This is a genomic window from Stutzerimonas sp. 21-1 (assembly GCF_056336065.1).
In genome coordinates this window covers 1324214-1348195 of sequence record NZ_CM150500.1, presented here as the reverse complement: position 1 = coordinate 1348195, position 23982 = coordinate 1324214, and the positions used below count along the sequence as shown (strand labels likewise).

Annotated in this window: 33 protein-coding genes; 25 read left to right on the top strand and 8 right to left on the bottom strand. The window is 62.6% G+C overall.

Annotated features, from left to right (window positions below):
* The first annotated feature begins 83 nt into the window (after positions 1 to 83).
* The 18 genes from AC0ZJQ_RS06715 (at position 84) to AC0ZJQ_RS06630 (ending at position 9322) form a co-directional block, all read left to right on the top strand.
* Positions 84 to 830, top strand: coding sequence for a TIGR04255 family protein (locus tag AC0ZJQ_RS06715; RefSeq protein ID WP_476477542.1), 747 nt, complete (start codon positions 84 to 86; stop codon positions 828 to 830).
* Positions 823 to 1131, top strand: coding sequence for a hypothetical protein (locus AC0ZJQ_RS06710; RefSeq protein WP_476477541.1), 309 nt, complete (start codon positions 823 to 825; stop codon positions 1129 to 1131). The genes AC0ZJQ_RS06715 and AC0ZJQ_RS06710 overlap by 8 nt, the downstream gene beginning before the upstream one ends.
* Positions 1132 to 1142: 11 nt before the next feature.
* Entirely contained in the window at positions 1143 to 1754 is a 612-nt protein-coding gene (locus AC0ZJQ_RS06705; protein WP_476477540.1) for a hypothetical protein, read from the top strand.
* A gap of 122 nt (positions 1755 to 1876) precedes the next feature.
* On the top strand, positions 1877 to 2149 hold the full coding sequence (locus tag AC0ZJQ_RS06700; RefSeq protein ID WP_476477539.1) for a DUF1654 domain-containing protein: 273 nt from the start codon (positions 1877 to 1879) through the stop codon (positions 2147 to 2149).
* 108 nt (positions 2150 to 2257) lie between these two features.
* On the top strand, positions 2258 to 2452 hold the full coding sequence (locus tag AC0ZJQ_RS06695; RefSeq protein ID WP_476477538.1) for a hypothetical protein: 195 nt from the start codon (positions 2258 to 2260) through the stop codon (positions 2450 to 2452).
* Positions 2449 to 2784 (top strand): hypothetical protein, encoded by a 336-nt coding sequence (locus tag AC0ZJQ_RS06690; RefSeq protein WP_418651940.1) that lies wholly within the window; start codon positions 2449 to 2451, stop codon positions 2782 to 2784. The genes AC0ZJQ_RS06695 and AC0ZJQ_RS06690 overlap by 4 nt, the downstream gene beginning before the upstream one ends.
* A complete protein-coding gene (locus AC0ZJQ_RS06685; RefSeq protein WP_476477537.1) occupies positions 2781 to 3509 on the top strand; it encodes a hypothetical protein in 729 nt (242 codons plus the stop codon). The genes AC0ZJQ_RS06690 and AC0ZJQ_RS06685 overlap by 4 nt, the downstream gene beginning before the upstream one ends.
* 11 nt (positions 3510 to 3520) lie before the next feature.
* Positions 3521 to 3796 carry a hypothetical protein gene (locus AC0ZJQ_RS06680; RefSeq protein ID WP_213662832.1) on the top strand — a complete coding sequence of 92 codons (276 nt, stop codon included), beginning with the start codon at positions 3521 to 3523 and terminating at the stop codon, positions 3794 to 3796.
* Positions 3793 to 4188, top strand: coding sequence for a hypothetical protein (locus AC0ZJQ_RS06675; RefSeq protein ID WP_476477536.1), 396 nt, complete (start codon positions 3793 to 3795; stop codon positions 4186 to 4188). The genes AC0ZJQ_RS06680 and AC0ZJQ_RS06675 overlap by 4 nt, the downstream gene beginning before the upstream one ends.
* A complete protein-coding gene (locus tag AC0ZJQ_RS06670) occupies positions 4185 to 4445 on the top strand; it encodes a pyocin activator PrtN family protein (RefSeq protein ID WP_138299517.1) in 261 nt (86 codons plus the stop codon). The genes AC0ZJQ_RS06675 and AC0ZJQ_RS06670 overlap by 4 nt, the downstream gene beginning before the upstream one ends.
* A 37-nt stretch (positions 4446 to 4482) precedes the next feature.
* A complete protein-coding gene (locus AC0ZJQ_RS06665; RefSeq protein ID WP_014819652.1) occupies positions 4483 to 4830 on the top strand; it encodes a hypothetical protein in 348 nt (115 codons plus the stop codon).
* Between the two features lie 41 nt (positions 4831 to 4871).
* Positions 4872 to 5702, top strand: a complete 831-nt coding sequence (locus AC0ZJQ_RS06660) for a DUF2303 family protein (protein WP_476477535.1) — start codon at positions 4872 to 4874, stop codon at positions 5700 to 5702.
* Positions 5703 to 5755: 53 nt separating this feature from the next.
* Positions 5756 to 6241: a hypothetical protein gene (locus tag AC0ZJQ_RS06655; RefSeq protein ID WP_476477534.1), complete on the top strand. Its 486-nt coding sequence runs from the start codon at positions 5756 to 5758 to the stop codon at positions 6239 to 6241.
* The gene (locus AC0ZJQ_RS06650) at positions 6238 to 6837 is read left to right on the top strand and encodes a phosphohydrolase (RefSeq protein ID WP_476477533.1); all 600 of its coding nucleotides are present in this window, start codon (positions 6238 to 6240) and stop codon (positions 6835 to 6837) included. Before AC0ZJQ_RS06655 ends, AC0ZJQ_RS06650 begins: the two co-directional genes overlap by 4 nt.
* A 7-nt stretch (positions 6838 to 6844) precedes the next feature.
* Positions 6845 to 8437: a DNA cytosine methyltransferase gene (locus AC0ZJQ_RS06645; protein WP_476477532.1), complete on the top strand. Its 1593-nt coding sequence runs from the start codon at positions 6845 to 6847 to the stop codon at positions 8435 to 8437.
* Complete coding sequence (locus AC0ZJQ_RS06640; protein WP_476477531.1) at positions 8434 to 8748, top strand: hypothetical protein; 315 nt, start codon at positions 8434 to 8436, stop codon at positions 8746 to 8748. The genes AC0ZJQ_RS06645 and AC0ZJQ_RS06640 overlap by 4 nt, the downstream gene beginning before the upstream one ends.
* A complete protein-coding gene (locus AC0ZJQ_RS06635; protein WP_476477530.1) occupies positions 8745 to 9047 on the top strand; it encodes a hypothetical protein in 303 nt (100 codons plus the stop codon). Before AC0ZJQ_RS06640 ends, AC0ZJQ_RS06635 begins: the two co-directional genes overlap by 4 nt.
* Positions 9044 to 9322, top strand: coding sequence for a pyocin activator PrtN family protein (locus AC0ZJQ_RS06630; protein WP_333396973.1), 279 nt, complete (start codon positions 9044 to 9046; stop codon positions 9320 to 9322). The genes AC0ZJQ_RS06635 and AC0ZJQ_RS06630 overlap by 4 nt, the downstream gene beginning before the upstream one ends.
* Here AC0ZJQ_RS06630 and AC0ZJQ_RS06625 read toward each other — a convergent pair.
* Positions 9293 to 10456: a tyrosine-type recombinase/integrase gene (locus AC0ZJQ_RS06625; RefSeq protein WP_476477529.1), complete on the bottom strand. Its 1164-nt coding sequence runs from the start codon at positions 10454 to 10456 to the stop codon at positions 9293 to 9295. The two genes, AC0ZJQ_RS06630 and AC0ZJQ_RS06625, sit on opposite strands and share 30 nt — an antisense overlap.
* Before the next feature lie 106 nt (positions 10457 to 10562).
* Here AC0ZJQ_RS06625 and dusA point away from each other — a divergent pair, with 106 nt between their 5' ends.
* Both dusA and tal read left to right on the top strand, forming a co-directional pair.
* The gene (dusA, locus tag AC0ZJQ_RS06620; RefSeq protein ID WP_476477528.1) at positions 10563 to 11573 is read left to right on the top strand and encodes a tRNA dihydrouridine(20/20a) synthase DusA; all 1011 of its coding nucleotides are present in this window, start codon (positions 10563 to 10565) and stop codon (positions 11571 to 11573) included.
* A 130-nt stretch (positions 11574 to 11703) separates the two neighbouring features.
* Positions 11704 to 12630 (top strand): transaldolase, encoded by a 927-nt coding sequence (gene tal / locus AC0ZJQ_RS06615; protein WP_476477527.1) that lies wholly within the window; start codon positions 11704 to 11706, stop codon positions 12628 to 12630.
* Here tal and rssC read toward each other — a convergent pair whose 3' ends face one another.
* Complete coding sequence (gene rssC / locus AC0ZJQ_RS06610; RefSeq protein WP_003288338.1) at positions 12631 to 13113, bottom strand: anti-sigma factor antagonist RssC; 483 nt, start codon at positions 13111 to 13113, stop codon at positions 12631 to 12633. It abuts the gene before it with no gap.
* On the bottom strand, positions 13110 to 14294 hold the full coding sequence (gene rssB / locus AC0ZJQ_RS06605; protein ID WP_476477526.1) for a two-component system response regulator RssB: 1185 nt from the start codon (positions 14292 to 14294) through the stop codon (positions 13110 to 13112). The genes rssC and rssB overlap by 4 nt, the downstream gene beginning before the upstream one ends.
* A gap of 206 nt (positions 14295 to 14500) precedes the next feature.
* On the opposite strand from rssB, the gene AC0ZJQ_RS06600 reads away from it, so the two are divergent.
* On the top strand, positions 14501 to 14800 hold the full coding sequence (locus AC0ZJQ_RS06600; protein ID WP_043296228.1) for a PilZ domain-containing protein: 300 nt from the start codon (positions 14501 to 14503) through the stop codon (positions 14798 to 14800).
* A gap of 52 nt (positions 14801 to 14852) precedes the next feature.
* Here the strand turns inward: AC0ZJQ_RS06600 and AC0ZJQ_RS06595 are convergent, their stop codons facing one another.
* Positions 14853 to 15551: an MlaA family lipoprotein gene (locus tag AC0ZJQ_RS06595; protein ID WP_054093839.1), complete on the bottom strand. Its 699-nt coding sequence runs from the start codon at positions 15549 to 15551 to the stop codon at positions 14853 to 14855.
* A 217-nt stretch (positions 15552 to 15768) separates the two neighbouring features.
* On the opposite strand from AC0ZJQ_RS06595, the gene AC0ZJQ_RS06590 reads away from it, so the two are divergent.
* Positions 15769 to 16035 carry a DUF4404 family protein gene (locus AC0ZJQ_RS06590; RefSeq protein WP_008568022.1) on the top strand — a complete coding sequence of 89 codons (267 nt, stop codon included), beginning with the start codon at positions 15769 to 15771 and terminating at the stop codon, positions 16033 to 16035.
* A 15-nt stretch (positions 16036 to 16050) separates the two neighbouring features.
* Here the strand turns inward: AC0ZJQ_RS06590 and queF are convergent, their stop codons facing one another.
* The 3 genes from queF to AC0ZJQ_RS06575 all read right to left on the bottom strand — a co-directional run bounded on the left by queF (position 16051) and on the right by AC0ZJQ_RS06575 (position 18668).
* Positions 16051 to 16881 (bottom strand): NADPH-dependent 7-cyano-7-deazaguanine reductase QueF, encoded by an 831-nt coding sequence (gene queF, locus AC0ZJQ_RS06585; protein WP_165595181.1) that lies wholly within the window; start codon positions 16879 to 16881, stop codon positions 16051 to 16053.
* A gap of 78 nt (positions 16882 to 16959) precedes the next feature.
* A complete protein-coding gene (locus AC0ZJQ_RS06580; protein WP_008568024.1) occupies positions 16960 to 17739 on the bottom strand; it encodes an ABC transporter permease in 780 nt (259 codons plus the stop codon).
* A complete protein-coding gene (locus AC0ZJQ_RS06575) occupies positions 17736 to 18668 on the bottom strand; it encodes an ABC transporter ATP-binding protein (RefSeq protein ID WP_237264594.1) in 933 nt (310 codons plus the stop codon). Before AC0ZJQ_RS06575 ends, AC0ZJQ_RS06580 begins: the two co-directional genes overlap by 4 nt.
* Positions 18669 to 18828: 160 nt before the next feature.
* Between AC0ZJQ_RS06575 and AC0ZJQ_RS06570 the strand changes: the two genes are divergently transcribed.
* The 3 genes from AC0ZJQ_RS06570 (at position 18829) to AC0ZJQ_RS06560 (ending at position 21593) form a co-directional block, all read left to right on the top strand.
* Positions 18829 to 19653 (top strand): M23 family metallopeptidase, encoded by an 825-nt coding sequence (locus AC0ZJQ_RS06570; protein ID WP_167136491.1) that lies wholly within the window; start codon positions 18829 to 18831, stop codon positions 19651 to 19653.
* 17 nt (positions 19654 to 19670) lie between these two features.
* Positions 19671 to 20213 carry a hydrolase gene (locus tag AC0ZJQ_RS06565; RefSeq protein ID WP_165595184.1) on the top strand — a complete coding sequence of 181 codons (543 nt, stop codon included), beginning with the start codon at positions 19671 to 19673 and terminating at the stop codon, positions 20211 to 20213.
* Between the two features lie 90 nt (positions 20214 to 20303).
* Positions 20304 to 21593 carry a mechanosensitive ion channel family protein gene (locus tag AC0ZJQ_RS06560; protein WP_008568030.1) on the top strand — a complete coding sequence of 430 codons (1290 nt, stop codon included), beginning with the start codon at positions 20304 to 20306 and terminating at the stop codon, positions 21591 to 21593.
* A 159-nt stretch (positions 21594 to 21752) separates the two neighbouring features.
* On the opposite strand, the gene AC0ZJQ_RS06555 is transcribed toward AC0ZJQ_RS06560, so the two are convergent.
* Positions 21753 to 23945: a TonB-dependent copper receptor gene (locus AC0ZJQ_RS06555; protein WP_155552338.1), complete on the bottom strand. Its 2193-nt coding sequence runs from the start codon at positions 23943 to 23945 to the stop codon at positions 21753 to 21755.
* Positions 23946 to 23982: the final 37 nt, after the last annotated feature.

Genomic DNA, 23982 nt, shown 5'->3' with positions numbered 1-23982 from the left:
AATGGCGTGCAAAATCTTATATGAGATAGAATCTCGTCAGTCGTAGCCGATCAGACGGGCCAGGGATGTCCACAGGAGAAAACATGAACACCGATTTACCCACTCGATTGGGGAAGTCACCGCTGATTGACTCAGTCTTTGAGGTCCGTTTCAGCGGCGGGCCATCATTATCTGCGATCCTGACAGGCGTCATTTATTCTGGCCTCGGCTGTACTGAACTGGCTAAGCTGCCTCATTCAGAAATACCGGAGTCTATACGCACTGCGGATCCCAACTTACGTTATGTTCCGCTGAATGGCTTATCCTGGGGAAATTATAGCTTAGGTGTTGGCGACAACATTATAAGCCTAACCCCCAAACACCCTTATCCCGGCTGGGCTAAATTTCAGGAAAAAATACGGGAGCTTATTAATTTTATAGGCGACCTTCCCTTTATCGAGAATTATGAACGCTACTCTTTCAAGTACATAGACATTCTTGAAGAGCGGATTCATAAAGACATATCCGACACCTTGGCCCTTACTTTCTCCTTGGGCAATAGGGATTGCAGGCTAAACAACATTCAAATTCGCACTGAATTCCCAATTGAGCGTGGCGTGCATATCGTTCAAATTGTAGGAAACGCAACGGCTCAACTACCAGACGGAAGAAGCTTTACCGGTATCATGGTGGATATTGACAGCATCCATATGGTTGAAGGTGGAGTGGGTAAAGCCGGTGCAGACATGGTCCTAGCGGGCATCTCTGAATTGCATTCAAGCAACAAGGCGCTTTTCTTTGATCTTCTTACTGCTAATGGTTTAGCCAGACTGGAGCCACAATATGGGTAACGCAAAGATTAATTATCTTGCAACCTTTGCGACTGCATCCGCGCTTGCGATTAGTACAAGCTCTATTGCTTCACCCCAGGTGATTGGCGCCGCGCACGACCAAGCAAATGTGCGCTATGAGCTCCACGCTACGAATTCGAGTCACGAAAGCGTCAAGATCCTCATCCCTGAGTACTCTCCATCAGACATAGAGACCCGGATGTCTCAATTCTACGGCAAGCTGGTGGCCGAGCAGGTTGACCTAGAGCCTGAGTTCGCCCACGCCCTTTTGGAAAACTTAGATTTTCTGTACGAGGACTAACGTAGGTGGTCATGGACGACGTTAAGGATCAAATACCTTATTACCTGACCCAGAAGGCTGGCGAAGGCATTCTCAAAGAGTTAGAAAATTACTCTGCGCATACACCAATGTTTCTCACCCGAGAAATGGAGGGGATACTACAGGGCGATGGTTGGAAGGGATTTTGTTTCTTTAACCACCTAACGGGAAACATCCAGAATGTGCGCGCAATAGTTTTGTCGAATAGCTGCGATATCGACCCAGGGAATGCTAGAGATCTCCCTGCACAGGTAACCTTCGTCCCCTTGATGAAGCTAAGCAAAATAGAAATAGTGTTTAGGAAAGCTGGCCACTCAGAACAAGCGATTCAGCAGAAACTCAGAGATATACGCGCCCAGAGGTCTACGTCTTTCTTCTTTTTACCGAGCCAAGGGGTTCTTGATGAGGACTATGCAGCTTGGTTAAGCGATGCTCATTCAATGCCTATGAAGAGCTTTCTTGACAGCGAGGCGCGCCAAAAAGTTTTCACGTTAAATATGACTGGCTTCTACCTCTTTCTGTTTAAACTCTCTATCCATTTCTGCCGCTTCCATGAAAAGGTAGACCGTTTCCCTAGCGGGGACGGGGCCTCGATGCGAGAGTAATAACGCCCGCTTCAAAATCCGCTCCATAAGTTTACATGTGGCATCCAGCCACCACACTCTGCCGTTGCTCGAATTAATCCTCACAACTACTGTGTAGATGTACAGTACAAAGGAGGCTTTTCATGCAAGGGCACGCTACGCTATCCCATCCCTCTCACCTCTCCACCTACCACCGCCTGGTGCGCCGCGTTAATCGCACCATCACCACGCCGCGCGCCCAGCGCGAGTGCCAAGCCAACCTCGCGCCGCAGCAGGATGACCGGCCCGAAGACTGGGAGCGCCTGCTGGATGAAATCCAACAAACGGACGGCGTCGCCATGACCAAGCGGCCAGATGGCAGCGTTCACGTCCGCTGGCGCTCTGCTGCGCGCTACCCCGAATCGTCGGCACTGTGACGACGGAAGTTCGCTCACCTATCCAATGCGGTTATTCGTTTACGCATTGACACGATCAATACGCTGACGTATTGTTCTCGCGTACCCACTCACCACGGGATCGCGACAATGGACACAGCACAGCACAGCAGCACCCGCTGCCCGGTCTACTTGCACCCGGCAGCGGCATCTAACCCCGTCACCGTACGCCGCATCGAACGTGAAACCGGCCTGACCGCTCACGTCACCCTGCGCGCCGCACAACTCAAGCACCACACCCTCCCCGCCTTCGAGGACTTCGGTCCGTTCGGTGGCGCAGCATGAACAGCCGAATTGAGGTTCTGGCCCTCCAGATCATGGCGCTCTGCATGCGCATCAGCGCCGCCGGGCGCTATACCGCCCACTGCGAATACGACGCGGACAACCATTGCATCGGGTGCCGCGTTCGCAAGCCCATGTCTAAGGCTGCTCGCACCACGGCGACCCCGGAAGAACACAGCGCACGGCACCTGTTCTCGGAATACATCTACATCGACGCGTTCACGGAATCGCTAGATCTGGATGTGGCCCAAGCGCAGCCGGTATGTGCCGATCTGGAAGCCTTGATCGAAAAGCTGATCGGCTACACCCGCGCCGAGAGCGAGGTGCCAGCATGAGCACCTTCTCCCTCACCAGGGGCAGCGAAGCCGCCCTTGGCATGCTCGCCAGCCAGGCCGGCAGCGAAACCCTGCTGCTCACCCAGCCCGCCCGCGAGCTGCGCGCCGAGCTGAGCATCGAGCCATTCACCAGCGACAGCGGCGATCAGCTGCTGGCCGTGCTGTTCATGCGCGAGCAGCGCCACAGCATGACCCTCCAGCGCAACGACGGCGCCAACTTCCAGCACCTGGCCGACTGGGTCGAGGCCGTCGCCAACGGCACGCTGGATACGGCCGAGGCCATACCGCAGCGCGCTTACCCGAGCGACTTGGCAGGTGCCACGGCGGCATTCAACGCAGCCACCCATGAGCTGAACGCGCAGACAGGCCCAGCCCCGGCGCAGGATGAGCCGCTTTATGTCACGCACCGCCCACTGATCCGTAACGCTATCGGATTACTGGGAATGCGCCGGCCTGTATCCCCTGGCGTGCAGCAGGTGATCGACGATCTCGAAATGATGCTGAAGGGAATGCCAACGCCGTCAGTGCCTGCCGAGGCGCAGTGGCTTGATGTGGCCGAGGAAGCCACACGGCTCGTGCAGACCGAACAGCAGCCGGAGCAGCGCAAGTGGGTCGAGATGATCGATGCGGCAATGTTGGAGATGCGAAATATCGCCCCTCCGCTTCGCCGGAGCGAGTGCGCGCGGCTTATCCGCGCCGCCCTGGCCGCCGGCCTCACAGCCTGAGGCCCACCACCATGAACCGTACTCTCGACCAAGTCGCCGCCGTGCTCGGCATCGGCCCGCGCAAGCTGCGCACCCGCATGCGCGCGCTGGGCCTGCTCAACCACGCCGGCGAGCTGATCAGCAGCGAGCGCGGCCAGGGCCGGCTGTTCGTCGACACCCGCAGCCGCTGGAACCCGGCCATCAACAGCTACACGCACTACGGCGTGGTCATGGCGACCGAAGATGGCATCGCGTGGCTGGCCGAGCAGCTGGAAATCACCATCACCCGCAAGGACGTCGCCGCATGAGCACCTCCGCGACCCAACACGCGATCGGCGCCCTCAAGCTCGCCAGCCTGCATCTGGACCACCCCAGCGTGATCCCAGGCCGAATGCTGCATGCCACCTGCGCCGAAGCCATCGACCGTCTGCAAACCAACCAGCCCCACGCGGATGACCTCGGCCGGCTCTGGTGCTCGCTGTTCGCGGTACTGCCGGGTGGCTACCTGCCACACGTCACCCTGACCACGGATCAGGCCGTGCCATTCGCCTGCGTCATCACCGACGCCACCGGCAACGTGGTCGACCGGCAAGCCGGCAAGACCATCGAGGGCATCACCGAGATCATCCGCCTGCGCCACGCACCCGGCGCGCCACGCTCCGTCGAGGGGCGCGGGGACCACGAAGGGGCCAGCCAGTGACCAGCACCTACGAGCAATTGCTACGCCGCTACGACCGGCCCTGCCTGCCACTGGACGAAGTGCGCGCCGAGTACCTGCCGCACATCAACAGCATGGAGTACCTGCTGGACGAGATCCGCACCGGCGCCATCAAGCTGCGCTACACCCGCCTGCACGGCACCCGCAAGGCGCAGCCCGTGGTGTACCTGCAGGACCTGGCCAACTGGCTCGATGCGCAAAACCCCACCCATTCCGCCGCCTCAACCAAGGCGGCATAACCGCCCACCACGGGCAACCAAAGAGGCACAGCACGCCATGAAACCCACCGATACCAGCGAGTTCATCAACTCCCTCAACGCCAGCGTATTCGCCCAGCAGGTCGGCCGCGCGCTTTCCGATGTCGCCGCAGGCGTGGTCGACCACGGCAAGCCCGGCGAGGTCACGCTCAAGTTCAAGCTCAAGCAGATCGGCCAGAGCAACCAGGTGACCGTCAGCCACACGCTGGACTTCGTGCAACCCACCAAGCGCGGCAAGAAGCGCGAGGACACCTCCCTCGACACGCCCATGTACGTCACCGAGAACGGCCTCGAGCTGTTCCAGACCAGCCCGACCGACCAGATGTTCACCCGCGAGGAAGCGCCGGTTAAAGCCCGCGAAGTCTGAGCCGCATCACCAAGCCCCACTCACCAAAAGGAAGACACAGCATGTCGCTGAGCAAAGAAGCCATCCAACACATCGAGTCCCAGGCCATCATCGCCGCCGCCAAGCCTATCGTCATCGACGGCGGCACGTCCGTGGCCGTGCTGCCGGAAGCTGTCAGCCTGCGCAGCCTCGAGCAGTACCAGCCCCTGCGCGATCGCTTCCGCGGAACACTGCGCACTCATTCGCTGCGCGACTTCACCAAGTACGTCGCCGCCCATGACAACGCCAACCAACCCCGCCCGGGTGGTTTCATCGATCAGGACGCCATGTCCGCCACCGTCATCTTCAACCTGGGCGAGCCCGACCACGCCGGCCACGGCGATGACACCGCCACCCTCACCCTCAAGCCCACCGCCGCCTATTCCGCTCTGCTCGGTGTGCTCGGCAAGCCGCTCAGCCAGAAGGACCTCGCCGAATGGCTGGAGGACTGGCTACCCACCCTGCAGGCGCTGGACGGCGAGACGAACCTGCAGATGATCCAGGCCATCAACGCAGTGCGCCGCATGACCATCAAAGCCACCAGCCAGCGCGACAGCAACGTCGGCGACTTCTCATCCAGCCGCTCAGCGATGGACGAGATCGAGGCCAAGAGCCAGGACACCCTGCCCTCCGCCTTCATCTTCACCACCGTGCCGTTTGAAGGGCTGGACGTGGCAGATATCAAGCTGCGCCTGTCCGTAATCACCGGCCGCGACGAACCGCAACTGAAGCTCCGGTGGGTCGGGGAGGAAGCGCAGCGCGAAGCCTTTGCCCGGGAATTCAAGGACGTGCTCGAGCAGGAAGTCGGCGGCCTGGTGCCGCTCACCATCGGCACCTTCTCCCTCGGCAAATAACCACCACCACCCGCCGGCCTCACCAGCCGGCGGTCACCACGGGGACACAGCACATGAACATCACCACCATTCAAATACTTGCCTTGATCGGCTGCGTTGCCGCCGCGGCACTCGTGTTCGGCATCGGCTTCTATGAAGGGCTGCGCGCCGGCAAGCGCGAAGCGTTCGACACCGGCTACCAGCGCGGCCTGCAGGCCCACCGGCACGAGCTGCACCGCCTGCACGAGCAGCGCGACAAGGCCCAGCACGAGCACACCATCACCCGCCTCGACGCTGCCCAGGCAATCGAGCAGCGGACCTCAGAACTGGACACCTGCAAGGCCCAGATCGCCACCCTGCAGAACCGAGCGCTGACCGAGGCAGACGCCGACCACCTGATCGCGATGGCCGACAAACTCAGCCTGGCCGCCAACACGTTCGCCGGACTGCGCTCGAACGACCAGGCAGAAACCTGCCGCCGCCTCTCCAACACCGCTCGCGCCATGTTCGACCGCTACTGGCAGACCCTGCCCGTGCTGGAAGTGGAGGTGATGCAATGAGCTGGATTCTCACCCGCACCGGCCGCCGCTTCGACCTCCTCGCGCCCAAGGCCGACCAGGTCAGCACGCTGGACATCGCCCACGCGCTCTCGCAGCTCTGCCGCTTCAACGGCCACACCAGCCGGCACTACTCCGTCGCGCAGCACAGCCTGCTGGTAGCCAGCATCGTGCCGGCCGAACACCAGCTCGCCGCCCTGCTCCACGACGCGACCGAAGCCTACGTCGGTGACATGACTCGCCCACTCAAGGCCCTGCTGCCCGACTTCAGCGCCATTGAGCACGGCATCTGGCTCGCCATCTGCGAGCGCTTCCAGCTCGACCCGCAACTGCCCGAGTGCATTCACGAGGCGGACATGGTCGCCCTGGCAACCGAACGCCGCGACCTCATGCCCGAGCACGGCGAGAGCTGGCCATGCCTGGAAGGCGTGACACCAGCACCGTGGCAGCTGCCCGAATGGACCAACACCCACGCCTGCGTCCAGTACCACAGCAAGCTGCTCGAACTGCTGTCCACCACCCACCGCGCCCGCGCCTGCTCCACCTGGGAGCGCGTGGACGCCGAGCACACCGGTGCCGCTGCGCCGCAGTGCTTGTGAGGTGAGCATGGACAATATCTTTCGCATCCACCCGCAGCCGGCGTTCAATTTCAGCGGCCTGGTCATCGACAACTTCGCCGGCGGCGGCGGTGCCTCAACGGGCATCGAGCTTGGTATCGGCCGCCCGGTCGACATTGCCATCAACCACGACCCCGAAGCGGTGGCGATGCACGACATCAACCACCCGCACACCAAGCACTTCTGCGAATCGGTTTGGGAGGTCGACCCACGCGTTGTCGTCGACGGTCGCCCGGTCGATCTCTGCTGGTTCAGCCCGGACTGCAAGCACTTCAGCAAGGCCAAGGGCGGTGCGCCTGTGAAGAAGGAGATCCGCGGACTCGCCTGGGTCGCCATCCGCTATGCCGCCACGGCCAAGCCGAAGGTCATCATGCTGGAGAACGTTGAAGAGTTCGTGACGTGGGGGCCGCTGGCCACCGACGGCCGCCCCTGCCCGAAGAACAAGGGCCGCACCTTTACCAGCTTCGTCAACGCACTGCGCCGCCTCGGCTACGTCGTCGACTGGCGCGAGCTCCGCGCCTGCGACTACGGCGCCCCGACCATCCGCAAGCGCCTGTTCCTCATCGCGCGTTGCGACGGCCAGCCGATCGTCTGGCCCGAGCCCACTCACGGCGACCCGGCGAGCGAAGCGGTCAAGGCCAAGCGCTTGAAGCCATGGCGCACCGCCGCGGAGATCATCGATTGGTCACTGCCCTGCCCGTCGATCTTCACCCGCAAGAAGCCACTGGCCGAGAACACCCTGCGCCGCATCGCACGGGGCATTCAGCGCTACGTGATCGAATCGAACCAGCCCTTCGTTGTTCAGGGCATGGCACCTTTCATCACGGAGCACGCCAACGGCAGCACCCAGCGCAACATGCCGGCCGATGCACCGCTGCGCACCATCTGTGCCCAGGTAAAAGGCGGGCACTTCGCGCTGGTAGCTCCGGTGATCACCAAGTTCCGGTCGAACGATCGAGGCTCATCGGTCGAAGCGCCGCTGGCAACTGTCACCGCGAACAGCTTCATCAAGAAGCCGGGCGGCGCCGCTCCGATCGGCCTCGTCGCCGCCTTCCTCGCCAAGCACTACGGCGGCAACTACACCGGCCCGGGCAGCAGCCTGGAAAGCCCGCTGCCAACCGCGACCACCGTCGATCACAACGCACTGGTGACCAGCCACCTGGTGAAGCTGCGCAACAACTGCATCGGCCAGGACCTGCGCGAGCCCATCCACACGCTGACCACCGGCGGCCACATGGGCGAGGTTCGCGCCTTCCTGCTCAAGTACTACGGCACCGGCGACGGCCAGCCGCTGCAGGAACCACTACACACCGTCACCACCAAGGACCGCCACGCACTGGTGATGATCAAGGGCGAGCCCTACCAGATCGTCGACATCGGCATGCGCATGCTCGAGCCGCACGAACTGTTCGCGGCCCAGGGCTTCCCGGCCGACTACATCCACGACCGCACCGCCGGCGGAAAGAAGCTCAGCAAAGCAGCTCAAGTCCGCATGTGCGGGAACAGCGTCTGCCCACCGGTAGCCGCCGCCCTCGTCCGCGCAAACCTCAGCGCGCAGCAGCTCGGGGAGGAGGCGGCATGAGCCAGCTTGATCTATTTGCTCCGGCGCTCGGAATTGCTACGCCCAATCGAGTGCCTTATCAGTCATTCGATGCCAGGCGCGCGCGCAACATCATCCTCGATCAGCTGCGCCGCGCGGGTGGCGGGTGGGTGCGCCGCATGGCACTGAGGCGCGCAACCGGCATGCGGCCGAGCGAGGTGGGTGGCGTACTGAATGAGCTGGCACGCACTGGCCAGATTGAATTCACGGAGTCGATGGACATCATTCACCCCTTGCACGGGTTCATGGGGCACACGCGCGGCTACCGCATGCTGATGGAGGTCACGGCATGACCTACTCGATCTTTTTCACCACCGAAATGCCCAACGACACCGCCCAGGTCAGCGGCCGCCTGCCACGCAAGCCGCAGCGCTGGACGATTGAGTGGTTGGTCAAGACGCCGGACGGCAAGACCCACGTCGACAACTCACGCACTATCCAGCGCGCCACCTATGAGGAGGTGAACGCGATCATGGGCGCCATCATCGACGACATCAAAGCCGAGATCGGCGAGCTGGCCACGTTCATCAGCTACCGCCTGACCTGCCACGGCGGCACCAAGAAGCATCGCAAGGGAGGGAAGCGGCGATGAATACCGCATTTCTGCTGATGGCCCAGTACAACGGCCAGGCGATCATTCCTCTAGAGCGGGTGTGCTCGGACTATTTCAGCCATCTGACGCCGGACAAACTCCAGCGCAAGGTAGCCACTGGCGAAGTGGATTTGCCAGTGGTTCGCATCGAGGGAAGCCAGAAGGCCGCCAAGGGTGTGCACCTCACCGACTTGGCGGCTTACCTCGATGAGCAACGCCGAAAGGCCGTGGCCGAGAACGACAAACTACACGGTCGCTTCAAGCGAGCCGGCTGAGCTTTTGTCCGCTTCTTTCCCTCTGGCGCCCAGCTCAACGGGCGCCGCTATTATCCGCTCCAACCAATTCCAACCGGCGTAAGGGTCGCCGCGACCCCGCAAATGTGTGTAGCGCCGCAGCGAGTTCCAATCCCGATGGCCAGACACACTGGCCACCCGCGGGATGTCCCAGTCCATCTCGAACAGCCGGCTCACACCATCATGCCGGAGGTCGTGAAACGTCAGGTCGTCCAACTCCAGAAATTTGCCGGCCCGGGTGAACGCCGCGGAAATCGAGTCGCTGTTGTAGGGAAAGATCACCTCACAGTGCCTCGGCATGCTTTTCAGAATCGCCCAGGCCTCATCAGGAAGGTGGCACCACACATCGTTACCAATCTTCTGACCGGGGTTCTTCATATCCCGAACCAGCACGGCCTGCCGCTTTTCATCCAGGTCGGCCCAGCGGATTCGCGTGATCTCTTCCTGACGGCGGGTGGAGAAAATGGCGAAACCGATGATCTTCGGCATGTTGATTGAGCTTGGCCGACGCTTCTGCGTCTCGAAGAAATACTCGAGCAGCTTGTCCAGCTCATCCGCCGTTGGCCGCCGATCGCGTTCTTTGCTCTTGGTGCGCACCCCGAGCTTTCGCAACACCTTGCGTGCGTCACCAACCGCATGCGGATCGACGTCATACCCCCAGGCAGGCTTTGCAACCGATAGCACCGCACCAAGGTGCGCCAGATCGTTGCCCACGGTCTGCCCCTTCACGCCGCCGCCCTCTGACCCCATCCGCCAGGTTGCGAACTCCACCAGCCGCTGACTGGTTACGTCGACGTCCGCCAAGTCTCCCAGCCAAGTGCTAGCGATCGCCTTCAATGTTGCACGTTTGGTCTTGCCCAGAGGGCGAATCCGTTCGTACTCCTCCAGGTACTGGTCGATGATGTCTCGCAGCGTAGACGCTTTCCGATTCGCACGAGCGAGCGCACCGGGCTCTGCCAGCTCCGTCTCCCGGCGCTTCACCCATGCTTGTGCAGTCTGCTTGCGGTCGAAGGTCTGGCTTTCTTGATAAACTACCTTGCCTTCGCGCTTGATCCTGATCTGCGCGGTATACCCAACCCCGCCGCCCTTCCGCGGCCGCGCCGTTATCGTCCCCATCCTTTGCCCCCGGTGCTACACGCCAAAATGGCGTCCTACAATGTAGCACCGAGCCTAAAAAAACGGGCAAAAACAGGCGAAAACGAGCAACAATCAGACAGCCGAAATGTTCGACAAACCAGCCGCAAACGCAGTAACCACGCGCCCCGGACCTTCACGCCGCTTCTCCGTCGCACCGATGATGGACTGGACGGATCGTCACTGCCGGTACTTCCTGCGCCAGCTGTCGCGCCACGCCCTGCTCTACACCGAGATGGTCACCACCGGCGCGCTGATTCACGGTGATGCTGCGCGCTACCTGCGATACGACGCATGCGAGCACCCGCTGGCGTTGCAACTGGGCGGCAGCGTTCCGGCGGAACTGACGGCATGCGCGAAGATGGCCGAGGCCGCCGGCTATGACGAGGTCAACCTCAACGTCGGCTGTCCCAGCGATCGCGTGCAGAACAACATGATCGGTGCCTGCCTGATGGCCCATCCGGCGCTGGTCGCCGAGTGTGTGAAAGCCATGCGCGACAGTGTCGGCATCGAGGTGACGGTCAAGCACCGGATCGGCATCAACGGCCGCGACAGCTATGCCGAACTCTGCGATTTCGTCGGTCAGGTGCGCGACGCCGGCTGCCGCAGTTTCACCGTACACGCGCGCATCGCCATCCTCGAAGGTCTATCGCCGAAGGAGAATCGCGAGGTGCCGCCGCTGCGCTATGACGTGGCCGCGCAGCTGAAACGGGACTTTCCTGACCTGGAAATCGTCCTCAACGGCGGGATCAAGACGCTCGACGAGTGTGAAGCGCATCTGCACACCTTCGATGGCGTCATGCTCGGCCGTGAGGCGTACCACAATCCCTATCTGCTGGCGCAGGTGGATCAGCGGCTGTTCGGCAGCAGCGCGCCGGTGATCAGTCGCGCGCAGGCGTTACGCGCCATGCGGCCGTACATCGAACAGCACCTGGCGAGCGGCGGCACGATGCATCATGTGACCCGCCACGTACTCGGGCTGGGCTCGGGCTTTCCCGGTGCGCGGCGCTTTCGCCAGATGCTCTCGGCGGATATCCACAAGGTTACCGACCCGCTCGCGCTGTTCGATCAGGCTGCCGCCCTGCTTGACGGACATTGATCGCCGCCCGAGGGAACGCTGCCTTCCCAGCCCCATCAAAGCACGCGTACCCGTGACTATCGGCCCGTTGTAGCGGGCCGGTTCGCTCGGGTAAGGTCATGCTCATTCACTGGACGGAGCCTCCCCTTTCATGACTTCCAAGCTGGAACAACTCAAGCAGTTCACCACCGTCGTCGCCGACACCGGCGACATCGATGCCATTGCCCGTCTGCAACCGGTGGACGCCACCACCAATCCGTCGCTGCTGCTCAAGGCTGCTGCGCTGCCGCGCTACGCCGAGCATCTCAAGTCCGCGATGAGCCGCTGCCAGGGCGATGTCGGGCTGGCCTGCGACCTGTTCGCCGTCGCGGTGGGCGAGGAAATTCTCAAGCTGATTCCGGGGCGTATCTCCACCGAAGTGGATGCGCGCCTGTCCTTCGACAGCCAGGCGATGATCCAGCGTGCCGAGCGCCTGATCGGTCTCTACGAGCAGGCGGGAATCGGCCGCGAGCGCGTGCTGATCAAGATCGCCGCAACCTGGGAAGGCATCCGCGCCGCCGAGCAGCTGGAGAAGGCCGGTATCCAGACCAATCTTACCCTGCTGTTCTCCTTCACCCAGGCGGTGGCCTGCGCCGAGGCTGGCGTCTTCCTGATCTCGCCGTTCGTCGGCCGCATCTACGACTGGTACAAGAAACACGAAGGCCGCGACTACCAAGGTGCCGAAGATCCGGGCGTGCAATCGGTGAGTCGCATCTACGACTACTACAAGGCACACGGCTACGAGACGGTGGTGATGGGCGCGAGCTTCCGCAACGTCGGCCAGATCGAGGCGCTGGCCGGCTGCGATCGGCTGACCATCAGCCCCGAGCTGCTCGTCCAGCTCAGCGAGGCCAGTGGCACGCTGGAACGCCGCCTAGCGCCGGGACGTGGCAGCGAACCGCGCATCAGCCTGGATGAAGCCAGCTTCCGCTGGGGCTTGAACGAGGATGCGATGGCGACCGAGAAGCTGGCCGAAGGTATCCGCCAGTTCGCCCGCGATCAGGAAAAACTCGAAGCCCTGCTCAAGGCGCTCGCCTGATCAGGAACGCTCCAGCGCGGTGACGAGGTCACGGAAGGCCTCGCGGTTGGATTCGTTGAGGCTCATCAGGATGCGGTGAGCCTCCAGCACCTTGGCCTTCACCACCTCTTCCGACTGGTCCTGCGATGGCAGATCAGCCAGGCATTCCGGGCACGGCAACGGCCGGTCGACGATGTTGAACACCTGATCGAAGCCCATCGACTGCAGCAGACGGGTGATGTCCGGGTGGGTAGTCACCAGGGTCGGCAGCATGCCGACCTTCTGCCGCGACAGGATCGACAGCTTGGCCAGCAAGCCCAGCGTGGTGCTGTCGATGCTGCGGCTTTCCGTCAGGTCGATGACGATGGTGGAGAAATTGAGCGCCGAGAAAATCCGGTCGATGGTGGCGTCCAGCGCCGAACACAGCGTCAGGCGGATTTCACCGATGAACTTGAGGACGAAGGTACCGTCCATCTCGGCGAACTGGATCTTACCCGTACTCATGCAAGGTTCCTGCTCAACACCAGCAAGGCGATATCGTCAGGCATGTCCGCCAGCTCGGCCAGGCCGAAGACTCGGCGCAGGCCATCCAGCGTGCCACCGGCGCCGCTGATCAATTCCGGCAACGCCGACTCTTTTTCTTTGAGTGTATCGCCTGGCAAAAGGTCCAGAATGCCGTCCGAGAGCAGCGTGAGGCTGAAGGTTTCCGGGAGTTTCAGCTCGAAATCCTGATAGGTAGCCTCGACGAACAGCCCTACCGGCAGACCGCGCCCCTCCAGGTAATGGGCAGCGCCGCCAGTGTACAGCACCGGCATCGGCAGATGCCCGCCGATGCTGTAGTGCAGCACGTCACGCTCGATGTCGATCACCCCGCCGAGCATGGTCACGTGTTTGCCCAGCTTGCAGTTGATCAGCCCACGGTTGATGTGATCGAGCACTTCGGATGGCTTGAATTCGCGCAGCGTGCCGCTGCGCCGCGACTCGTAGAGCAGCCGCGTGGTCATGAACTTCAGCAGTACGGTTACGAACGCCGACGACGCACCGTGCCCCGATACGTCGGCGAGGTAGAAGCCTATCCGCCGGTCATCCACGCGGAAGTAGTCGACGAAATCGCCGGACAGGTACAGCGACGGAATGATCTGGTGGGCGAAGTCGAAACCGTCGGCGCTCCAGGGCGTCACCGGCAGCATGTTCATCTGTACCTGACGACCGGCGTCCTGATCTTCCTGCAGCAGGTGCAGGCTGGCCTGCAGATCGCGGTTGGCGGATTCCAGCTGCTCGCGATAGCGGCGGTTTTCCAGGCGCAGACGGGAACGATCCAGTGCGCGACGCACCGAATGCTCGAGCATGGCCAGGTCTTCCAGCGGCTTGATCAGGTAGTCGGCGGCGCCCAGGCGCAACGCCTCGACCGCATCGCTCATGACACCGGCACCGGACACCACGATGACCGGCAGATCGGCCTGGCGCTCGCTGATCTGGCGAATCAGCTCGAGGCCGTCCATCTGCGGCATGCGCAGGTCGCAGATCACCAGATCGGGCTGCTCGGCCTCGAACAGCGCCATGCCTTCCTGACCGCTGCTGGCCTGCAGCACGCGGAAACCACTGTCATCCAGATAGGCTGCAAGGCTGGCCCGCACCACATCGTCGTCATCTATGATCAGTAGCGTCGCGCTTGGTTTATGCATGTTCCTACCAGGCGATTTACGCCAGGATGATGAGCCAGAGCGTGGAGCCCGCGCGGTGCGCGGCACGAGGGATGTTTTCAAGGCGCAGACGGTACTCCCATACGAACAGCGTTTCAAGCCAGGCACCCTGGACCGGCCGCAGGCGTCGATGCCACGATGATCGCTGGCTATAAGAACTTCGACAAATAGATGAAAAGGACAAGCACATGAGCCAGAAAGACCGGGACTACAGCGAGAAGCGCGACTTCATCCGCATGCCTGTCGAATGCACCGTGCGGTTGCTGGACGGCGAACGGCAGATTCAGGGCAAGTGTCTCGACCTGTCGAGTACCGGCATGCAGGTCGTGGCGGCGACCAGCCTGAATGCCGGCGACCGGCTACGCGTGCTGATCGCCTCGCAACATCCGACGCTCAAGGGACTGGACGCCGAAACCGAAGTGATACGGGTCGCCACATTGGAAGACGGCCAGCAAAGCCTGGGCCTGGCGATACTGGCGATGGCCTGACGGAGAGGTCGCGTCAGGCCTTATGCCGAATTCAGCGATCCGGCGGCGAGGATCAGAAGTCGTCTTCGACCTGGCCGTCGAGCGTGCGGAATTCGCGGTTCTGCAGGTAGGCGTTGCGGACGAACACATACTTGTCGCCAGTGATCATCTTCTCCGCCGACAGCAGGCCAGCACGGGTGTCGATCACATTCACGCCGCGCGTGAGGTTGCGCGACGGCACATGATCCATGTACGGATACGGCTTGAGGAAAGCATCCGGCACCAGTCCTGCGGTGTCGCGTACGGTGCTCGGCCCGAGCAGCGGCAGCACCACGTACGGTCCATTGCCCAGCCCCCAGACACCCAGCGTCTGGCCGAAGTCTTCATCATTCTTCGGCAGCCCCATGCGCGTCGCCACGTCGAAGAAGCCCAGCACGCCGAAGGTGGTATTGAACAGAATGCGGCTGGTGTCGATGCCGGCATCGCGCACCTTGCCCTGCAAAAGGTCGTTGGTCAGCACCACCACATCGTCGAGGTTTCTGAAGATATTGCTGATGCCGTCTTCGAGAAAGGTCGGCGTCACCTTCTGGTAGCCCTGAGCGAGCGGTTTGAGGGTGTAGGTATCGAGCGTATCGTTGAAGCGGAACACCGCCCGGTTGACGCCCTCCCACGGGTCTTCCTCGGCAGCCTGCAGCGCCGGTACCGCCAGCGCTGCAGCGGCAACCAGAGCGACGTTGAAAAGCCCGAGGCACCGCGTGCCGAACTTGCGCATTGCAACTCTCCTGTTAGTCGGTGGCCGTGCCACCCTGCCGATCCAAGCGGCGAAGTATAGAACCATTCGCCAGCATTTCGGCAGCCTGCGGACGTGCGGAGGCTGCGCCACCGCGGAGCATGGTGCAGACACAGACAAGCCAACGCGGCTGGTTTAACCTTCGTTCATCAGCACGGCTTGCCGCCGTGACGTTTCGCAACCATGAGAGGGAAGCAACATGCCGGCACATGATCTGCAGTCGCAGCTCGAAGAACTGCGTAGTCAACTGGCGCAGGACACCCCGCTGACCGAGGAGGAGCGCGCCTCGCTCCAGGCCATCGCCCTGGATATCGAAGCCCGCCTGGCAGATGATGGCGAGGCCGAATACACCGACTCGCTGGTGGACGGCGTCAACCTCGCCGTGGAGCGATTCGAAGTCAGCCACCCAAGCATGGCCATCACTCTGCGCAACATCCTGCAGAGTCTGGCCAATATGGGTATCTGAACGGGTCGACCGGGCTTACTGCCGCACCAGCCGGCGGTTGTCCGGCGCGAACGCCTCGGTGCTGCGGTACGGGTTGATGTCCAGCCCGCCGCGGCGCACGTAGCGGGCGTAAACCGTCAGCCTGCGCGGCTGCAACAGCTTCTGCAGGTCGAGGAAGATGCGCTCAACGCACTGCTCGTGAAAGTCGGCGTGCTGGCGAAAGCTCACCAGATAGGCCAGCAGGCTCTCCGGCAGCAGTGCCGGCCCGCTGTAATCCACCAGCACGCTGCCCCAGTCCGGCTGGCCGGTCACCGGGCAGTTGGACTTGAGCAGATGGCTGTGCAGGCACTCCTCCACCTGCCGGCTCGCGTCGCAGCGCAGCAGGTCCGGGCGCGGCGCATCGTAATGCTCGATGGCAAAATCCAGTTCATCAATGCAGCGCCCCGGCAGGGTCGCCACGCCCTCAGCCGCCACCTCATCGAGGCCGCGCAGGCGAACCGCGACCGGCTTGCCCGCCGCGCCGGAAAGATCGCGCTGCATGACCTCCAATAGCGCCTGCTGCGAGGCGAAGACCGACTGGTTGAGCGAGTTCAGATAGAGCTTGAACGACTTCGACTCGATGATGTTCGGCGAATCGGCCGGGATGGCGAACTCTCCGATGGCCACCACTGGCCTGCCCGACGGCAGCAGCCAGGACAGCTCATAGCAGTTCCAGATATCCACGCCGCGATACGGCAGCGTCGCTGCGCTCAGGCCCAGCTCGGCCCATTTCGGCGCGCGCGGAATGGGAAACAGCTGCTCGGGGCTGTAGGTGGCAACGTAGGCGCTGGACTTGCCCAGCGGCGAATGTTCTGCGGGATGCTGCATGGCGGGAACCTGAACGAAAAACGCCGCGAAGTGTAAAGCCTCGCGGCGTTTTTTTCAGCGCAGCGCGGTGCCAGGCGATTACTGGCGCATGCCGCGCCCACTCTTGAGCAGACGCACGCAGAACAGATACAGCAGCACCGCCGCCACGGCCATGAAGCTGATCGCCACGCCAATGCGAATGTCCGACACGCCGAGGATGCCGTAGCGGAAGGCGTTGACCATGTGCAGGATCGGGTTGGCCAGCGACAGTGTCTGCCAGAATGGCGGCAGCAGGTGGATCGAGTAGAACACCCCGCCGAGGTAGGTCAGCGGCGTCAGCACGAACGTCGGGATGATCGAGATATCGTCGAAGTTGCGTGCGTACACCGCGTTGATGAAGCCGCCGAGGGCAAAGATCGTCGCCGTCAGCACGATCACCAGCACCATCACGCCGGCGTGATGGACCTGCAGGTCGGTGAAGAACATCGACAGCAGCGTGACGATCACCGCCACCGCCAGGCCGCGGGTGATGCCGCCCAGGGCGAAGCCGATGACGATGACCTGCGGCGAAACCGGCGAGACCAGCAGCTCCTCGATGGAACGCTGGAACTTGGTACTGAAGAAGCTCGACACCACGTTACTGTACGAGTTGGTGATCACCGACATCATGATCAGCCCCGGCACGATGTACTCCATGTAGCTGAAGCCGCCCATCTCGCCGATTCGTGCGCCGATCAGGCTGCCGAAGATGACGAAATACAGCACCATGGTGATTGCCGGGGGCAGCAGCGTCTGCGGCCAGATGCGTGTGTAGCGGCGGATTTCGCGCTGCACGATGGTCTGCAGCGCGACCAGGTTGGGGCGCAACTCGGCACTCATGGGTTCACCTTCTGCAGGTTGGTTTCCACCAGCGACACGAACAGTTCCTCCAGCCGATTGGTCTTGTTGCGCAGGCTCAGCACCTCGATGCCCTGGGCGGCGAGCAGGCGGAACAGCTCGGTCACGCCCTGGCTCTTCTCCACCTGAACCTCCAGCGTGTGGTGATCGACCAGCCGCGACGGATAACTACCCAGCTCCGGCGGCACCAGCTGCGACTCCTTCAGGTCGAGCAGGAAGGTCTCCACATGCAGCTGCTTGAGCAGCTCGCGCATGCTGGTGTTCTTGACGATGCGACCGTGGTCGATGATGCCGATGTTGCGGCACAGCTGCTCGGCTTCTTCCAAGTAGTGGGTGGTGAGGATGATGGTGATGCCCTCGCGATTCAGCTCGGTGAGGAACGACCACATCGAGCGGCGCAGCTCGATGTCCACGCCCGCTGTCGGCTCATCGAGGATTAGCAGGCGCGGCTGGTGGATCAGCGCTCGGGCGATCATCAGACGGCGCTTCATGCCGCCGGAGAGCATTCGCGAGGACACGTCACGCTTGTCCCACAGCCCCAGCTGATGCAGATATTTTTCGGCACGCTCCCCGGCGATCTTCGCCGGGATGCCGTAGTAGCCGGCCTGGGTGACGAGAATATCGAAGGCCTTCTCGAACTGGTTGAAGTTGAACTCCTGCGGCACCACACCCAGGCAACGCTTGAGTCCGGACGGATCGCGATCCAGGTCGTGGCCGAACACGTTCACCGTGCCGCTGCTCTTGTTCACCAGCGTGGAAAGAATACCGATGGTGGTGGACTTGCCGGCGCCGTTGGGGCCGAGCAAGGCGAAGAAATCGCCTTCGGCAACGTCCAGGTCGATGCCCTTGAGGGCCTGGAAGCCGTTGCCATAGGTCTTGGTCAACTGCCGGATGGACAGAGCGTTATTCATATAAGAAGTGCACACAACGCCGAGGGATCATCCTAGATAAGGTCGCCGCGCCGTGATTGCAACCATCCATCCCCTCGCCCGAAGGCCGCCTGCCTGCAGGAGGCTTTCGCTGACCGGCCGTTTACGCGAGGATGGGCCGCCCAACCAGACGGAATCGCTCATGTTGCGCACGCTCGTCCTTTCGCTGGCTCTGTGCCTGGCCGCTTCTGCCCAGGCCGACGGATTCATCACCCGCCTGCTGAACAAACCGGTACCGGGCGGCGTCGCCGTGATCGCGCTGGGCGACAGCGCGCGGGCGCCGCAGGTCCGCTATCAGGACAAACCGACGCTGGTGCTCCGCGAGGAAGGCCAGCGCTGGATCGCCATCGTCGGCATCCCGCTGACGGCCCGGGCCGGCGCGCAAGCGCTGGAGGTCGACGGTCAACCGCGGACCTTCCAGATCGCCGGCCGCGAATACCGCGCGCAACACATCACGCTGAAGAACAAGCGGCAGGTCAATCCGAACCCGGCCGATCTGGCGCGCATCGAGCGCGAACTGGCCGAACAGAATCGCGCCTATGCCCGCTTCAGTCCGAACCAGCCAAGCAACCTGCTGTTCGACCATCCGGTGGATGGCCCGCTGTCTTCACCGTTCGGCCTGCGTCGTTTCTTCAATGGCGAGGAACGCAATCCGCATTCCGGGCTGGATTTCGCCGCCCGAGCCGGCACCCCGGTGAAGGCCCCGGCAGCCGGCGAGGTGATCCTCACCGGCGATTACTTCTTCAACGGCAGAACGGTGTTCGTCGATCACGGCCAGGGCCTGATCAGCATGTTCTGCCACCTCTCGGCGATCGACGTGAAGGTCGGCGACCGCCTGGAGCGCGGCGCCGTGCTCGGCAAGGTCGGCGCCACCGGCCGTGCCACCGGGCCGCACCTGCACTGGAACGTCAGTCTCAACGACACCCGCGTCGATCCCTCGATCTTCATCGGCGCGTTCAAACCCTGACCACAAGGAAAGCCCGCATGCGCATCAGAGCCACGCAATCGACCCTGCTCATCATCGACATTCAGGAACGCCTGCTGCCGGCGATCCTCGACAGCGCGCTGATGATTGAAAACACCACCTGGCTGCAGCAGATCGCGCAGCGTGTCGGCGTGCCGGTGCTGCTCACCGAGCAGTACAGCAAGGGCCTTGGCCCGACCGCTGCGGTGCTGCGCGAGGGCGTGCCGGATACCGCGATTCTAGAGAAGATGGAATTTTCCAGCGCCGCCGACGGCGAACTGTTCAAAAGGCCTGGCGGCGAGCGCCAGCAGTTCGTGATCTGCGGCTGCGAGACCCACGTCTGCGTCATGCAGACCGTGCTCGACCTGCTGGAGCGCGGCAATCAGGTGTTCGTCGTCGAAGAAGCCGTCAGCTCGCGCCGCGCCTCGGACAAGGCGCTGGCGCTGACGCGCATGCGCCAGGCCGGTGCGCAAATCGTTTCGCGCGAGATGGTGGCGTTCGAGTGGATGGAGCGCGCCGGCACCGAGCTGTTCAAATCGATCAGCCGCGAATTCATCCGCTGATCCCTTCTGCAGCGCACCGGCGGGCGGGAATTTGCTAAGGTCCCGCCGTTCGGGCGGCCCCGCACGCCGCCCCTCTCTGCTGGAGCGCCCATGAAGGAACAACTGACCATCGCCCTGGACTGGCTCGGCAAGCATCCCGAGCTGCAAACCCTGGCCGCCTGCGCCGCCCTGATCTTCGCCGCCTGGCTGTCCAACTGGATCGTCAAGCGCATTCTGGTGCGCGGCCTCTACCGTCTGCTGCGCCACGCCGGCGACCCGCAGTTGCAGGACTTCGGTGTCATCAAGCGGCTGTCCAACATCGTCCCGGCGCTGGTGCTGTCGATCGGGGTGAATGCCGTGCCCGGCCTGCCGGAAGCGGCGGTGACGGTGGTACGCAACGTCTGCGGCGGCTTCATCGTGCTGACTGTCGCGCTGGCGCTCGGCGCGGTGCTGGACATCATCAACCTGCTCTACCAGCGCCGCGCGGACGCGCGAATCCACCCGATCAAGGGCTATCTGCAGGTGGTGAAGATCGTCGTCTACGCGATCGCCACCATCCTCATCATCGCCACGCTGATCGACCGCTCGCCGCTGATCCTACTCTCCGGCCTCGGTGCGATGGCCGCGGTGCTGATGCTGATCTTCCAGGACACGCTGCTGTCGCTGGTGGCCAGCGTGCAGATCACCTCCAACGATCTGATTCGTGTCGGTGACTGGGTGGAGATGCCGCAGCTCAATGCCGACGGCGACGTCATCGACATCGCCCTGCATACCGTGAAGGTGCAGAACTGGGACAAGACCATCACCAGCATCCCCACCAAGCGCTTCATCTCCGACTCGTTCAAGAACTGGCGCGGCATGCAGGAAAGCGGTGGCCGGCGCATCAAGCGCAGCCTTTTTCTGGATCAGCAGAGCGTGCACTTCCTCGACGCCGAGGAGCGCAAGCGCCTGTATCGCTTCAGCCTGCTGGAGGACTACCTGGTCAACAAGCGCAAGGAGATAGACGAGTGGAACGCCAAGCTCGCCGAGCGCGGCCAGGAGCCGGTCAACACGCGCCGCGCCACCAACATCGGCACGTTTCGCGCGTACGTCGAACGCTATCTGCGGGCACATCCCGGCGTGCACCAGAACATGACGCTGCTGGTGCGCCAGCTGAGTCCGACCGCGGACGGCCTGCCGCTGGAAATCTACTGTTTCACCAACACGGTGGTCTGGGCGCAGTACGAGGCGATCCAGTCGGACATCTTCGATCACCTGCTGGCGATCCTGCCGGAGTTCGGCCTGCGGGTGTTCCAGCATCCGAGTGGAGGCGATATGCGTGATTGGCGCCAGTCGCTGGAATCGCGCGACGCGCCGGCGTTGCAGCAGCCGGACGAACATCCGGCCGAAGTGGAGGGTTAATCGTAGGTTGGCGCTGAGGCACGAAACACTCAACACAGCCTTGAGCACTGCCCATTGCGTCGTCCCTGACGCCAGCGCCGCGAGCTGCCCCGAAACGCCCCGCGCCTCAGCGCCAACCTACGTCCGGAGCGGGTAATTCCCACTCCTAGCAGCCGTGAATCAGAAGCTCATGTCGACGCGCGCCCAGTAGGTACGCCCCGGCTCGTTGACCCGTGTAGTCGGGTCGAGCCCGTAATCGGCGAAGCCCGCGCTGCCGGCCAGGTTGAGATGCTCGCTGTAGTTCTTGTCCAGCAGGTTGTCGATGCCGGTGCTGAACTTGAAGTTCTTGTTGAACCGATAGGCACCGTTGACCGCCAGCACTCCGAAGCCCGAACTCTCGTCGAAGTCCTTGCCGACCACCGTACCCTGGTTTTCGGCGACCCGGCCCTGCGAAGCCACCACACGCCAGAGACCACTGGTGCTCCAGTTGTCGCGTTCGTAGGTCAGGCCCAGACGCCCTTCCAGCGGCGGGATCTGCGGCATGGCACGATCATCGCTGCGGTTCTTGCCCCAGGCGTAGGCCAGGCTGGCATCACCCTTCCAGTTGCTGGTGAAACGGTAGCTTGCACCCGCCTCGGCACCGGCGATGGTGGCGTCGATGTTGCTGACATCGGCGCGCATCATTCCCGGCATCACCCCAGGTACATAGCTGAACAGGATGTAGTCCTCGACCACACCGGCGTAGGCGGATACCCAGGCCTCCAGCGGCCCCTTGGCGTACTGCAGACCGACATCCAGCTGCGTGGTCTTTTCCGGACGCACCGAGTCGAACGGCTGCACGGTGCCAACCGGCCCCGGATTGGAGACGAACAGCTCCCAGTAGTCAGGGAAGCGCTGCGCGTGGCCAAGCCCGGCATACCAGGTAGCCGGCAGACTGGACAGCTCTTCCTCGTAACGCACGAAGCCGCTGTACAGCGTATCGCGACGGGTTTCGCCAGCGGTGGGGTTAGCCCAGTCACGCTTGACCATCGGCATGCTGGAAGGATCGTGGCTGTTGAAAAATTCGCGCTGATCCTCGGCCTCGTGCAGATCTACCCGTACGCCGCTGACCACTTTTTGAGTGTCGGTGATATCCCAGGTCAGCTCGCCAAACAGTCCATAACTGTGCAGCATCGCATCCGGTACCCACGGCAGAGCGCCGCTACCGGCCGCGAGAACGGTCTGGTTAACTGCCTTGGTCGGATCCATCACCTTACGGTGTTCGCTACGCTGCGCATCGACACCGGCCTTGAGCTCGACGTCGGTCCACTGCCAGGTGCCGACCAGACGCCCACCGACGGTGCGACGATCGACCCGCGAAAGCGTTGGGTTGGGCATCATTCCGCCCGGACTGCGCAGGCTGAAGTTGTCCATGATGTGATCGGCGTAGTTGTAGTAGACCTGCGCCTCCAGCCCGTAGAACGTCTCGCCGATGTTGGTTTTCTTGAAGCGCAGCCCCAGGCTTTCGCGCTGGAACTGGCTGCCGTCCATGCCGCGTCCGGCATAGCGCGCATAGCCGTCGCCGCGCCCGGCGGTCAGCTCAACGAGCGTGTCGGCATCCGGCGTCCAGCCCAGCGCGACATCGGTGTTCCACTTGTCGTAGCGCGACGGCACGGTGTCGCCGTTGCCATCCTCGTAATCGTCGGCCTGAGAGCTGTTGGCCATCAGCCGCGCGTAGCCCTGCTCGCTGCCCGCCGCGGCATCGATATTGCGGTCGAAGCGGCCGTTGGAGCCGGTCAGCAGGCTGGCGTTGATGCGATAGTCCGGTTCGCTGAACTGTTCCGGTTCACGCTCGAACAGGATCGTTGCCGCCGAAGCCCCCGGGCCCCAGAGCACGCTCTGCGGTCCTTTGATGACGGTCAGCTTGTCGAAGGTATCCGGGCTGATGTACGAGCTCGGCGAGTCCATGCGATTCGGGCACGCACCCAGCATCTCGCCACCGTTGCTCAGCAGTTTCAGCCGCGAGCCGAACATGCCGCGGAACACCGGATCGCCGTTCACCCCACCATTACGCACCGCGGAAAAGCCCGGGATGGTCTTGAGGTAATCGCCGGCGTCGCTGGCCGGAACCGGCTGGCGCGGGATCTTCGGATCGGTGACCACTGTCAGCGGCGACTGCTGAGCCACGCCAGTGATGACCATCGGTGCCAGCTCGACCGAGTCGGCTGCCTCGGTGTGATGCGAGTGATCCATCGGCTCGGCAGCCAGTGCGGCACCGCTGAGCAGACTCAGTAATGCGGCGTGCGCCAATTGCCAGCGGCGGCGCGAAGGACGAAGCGAAAAATCAACGGACAGGCGCGAGCGCGCCGCACAGCCAATAGTGTTACTGGACATAGTTCTTTCCACATCTGCATTTTTGAATAGCCGCGTT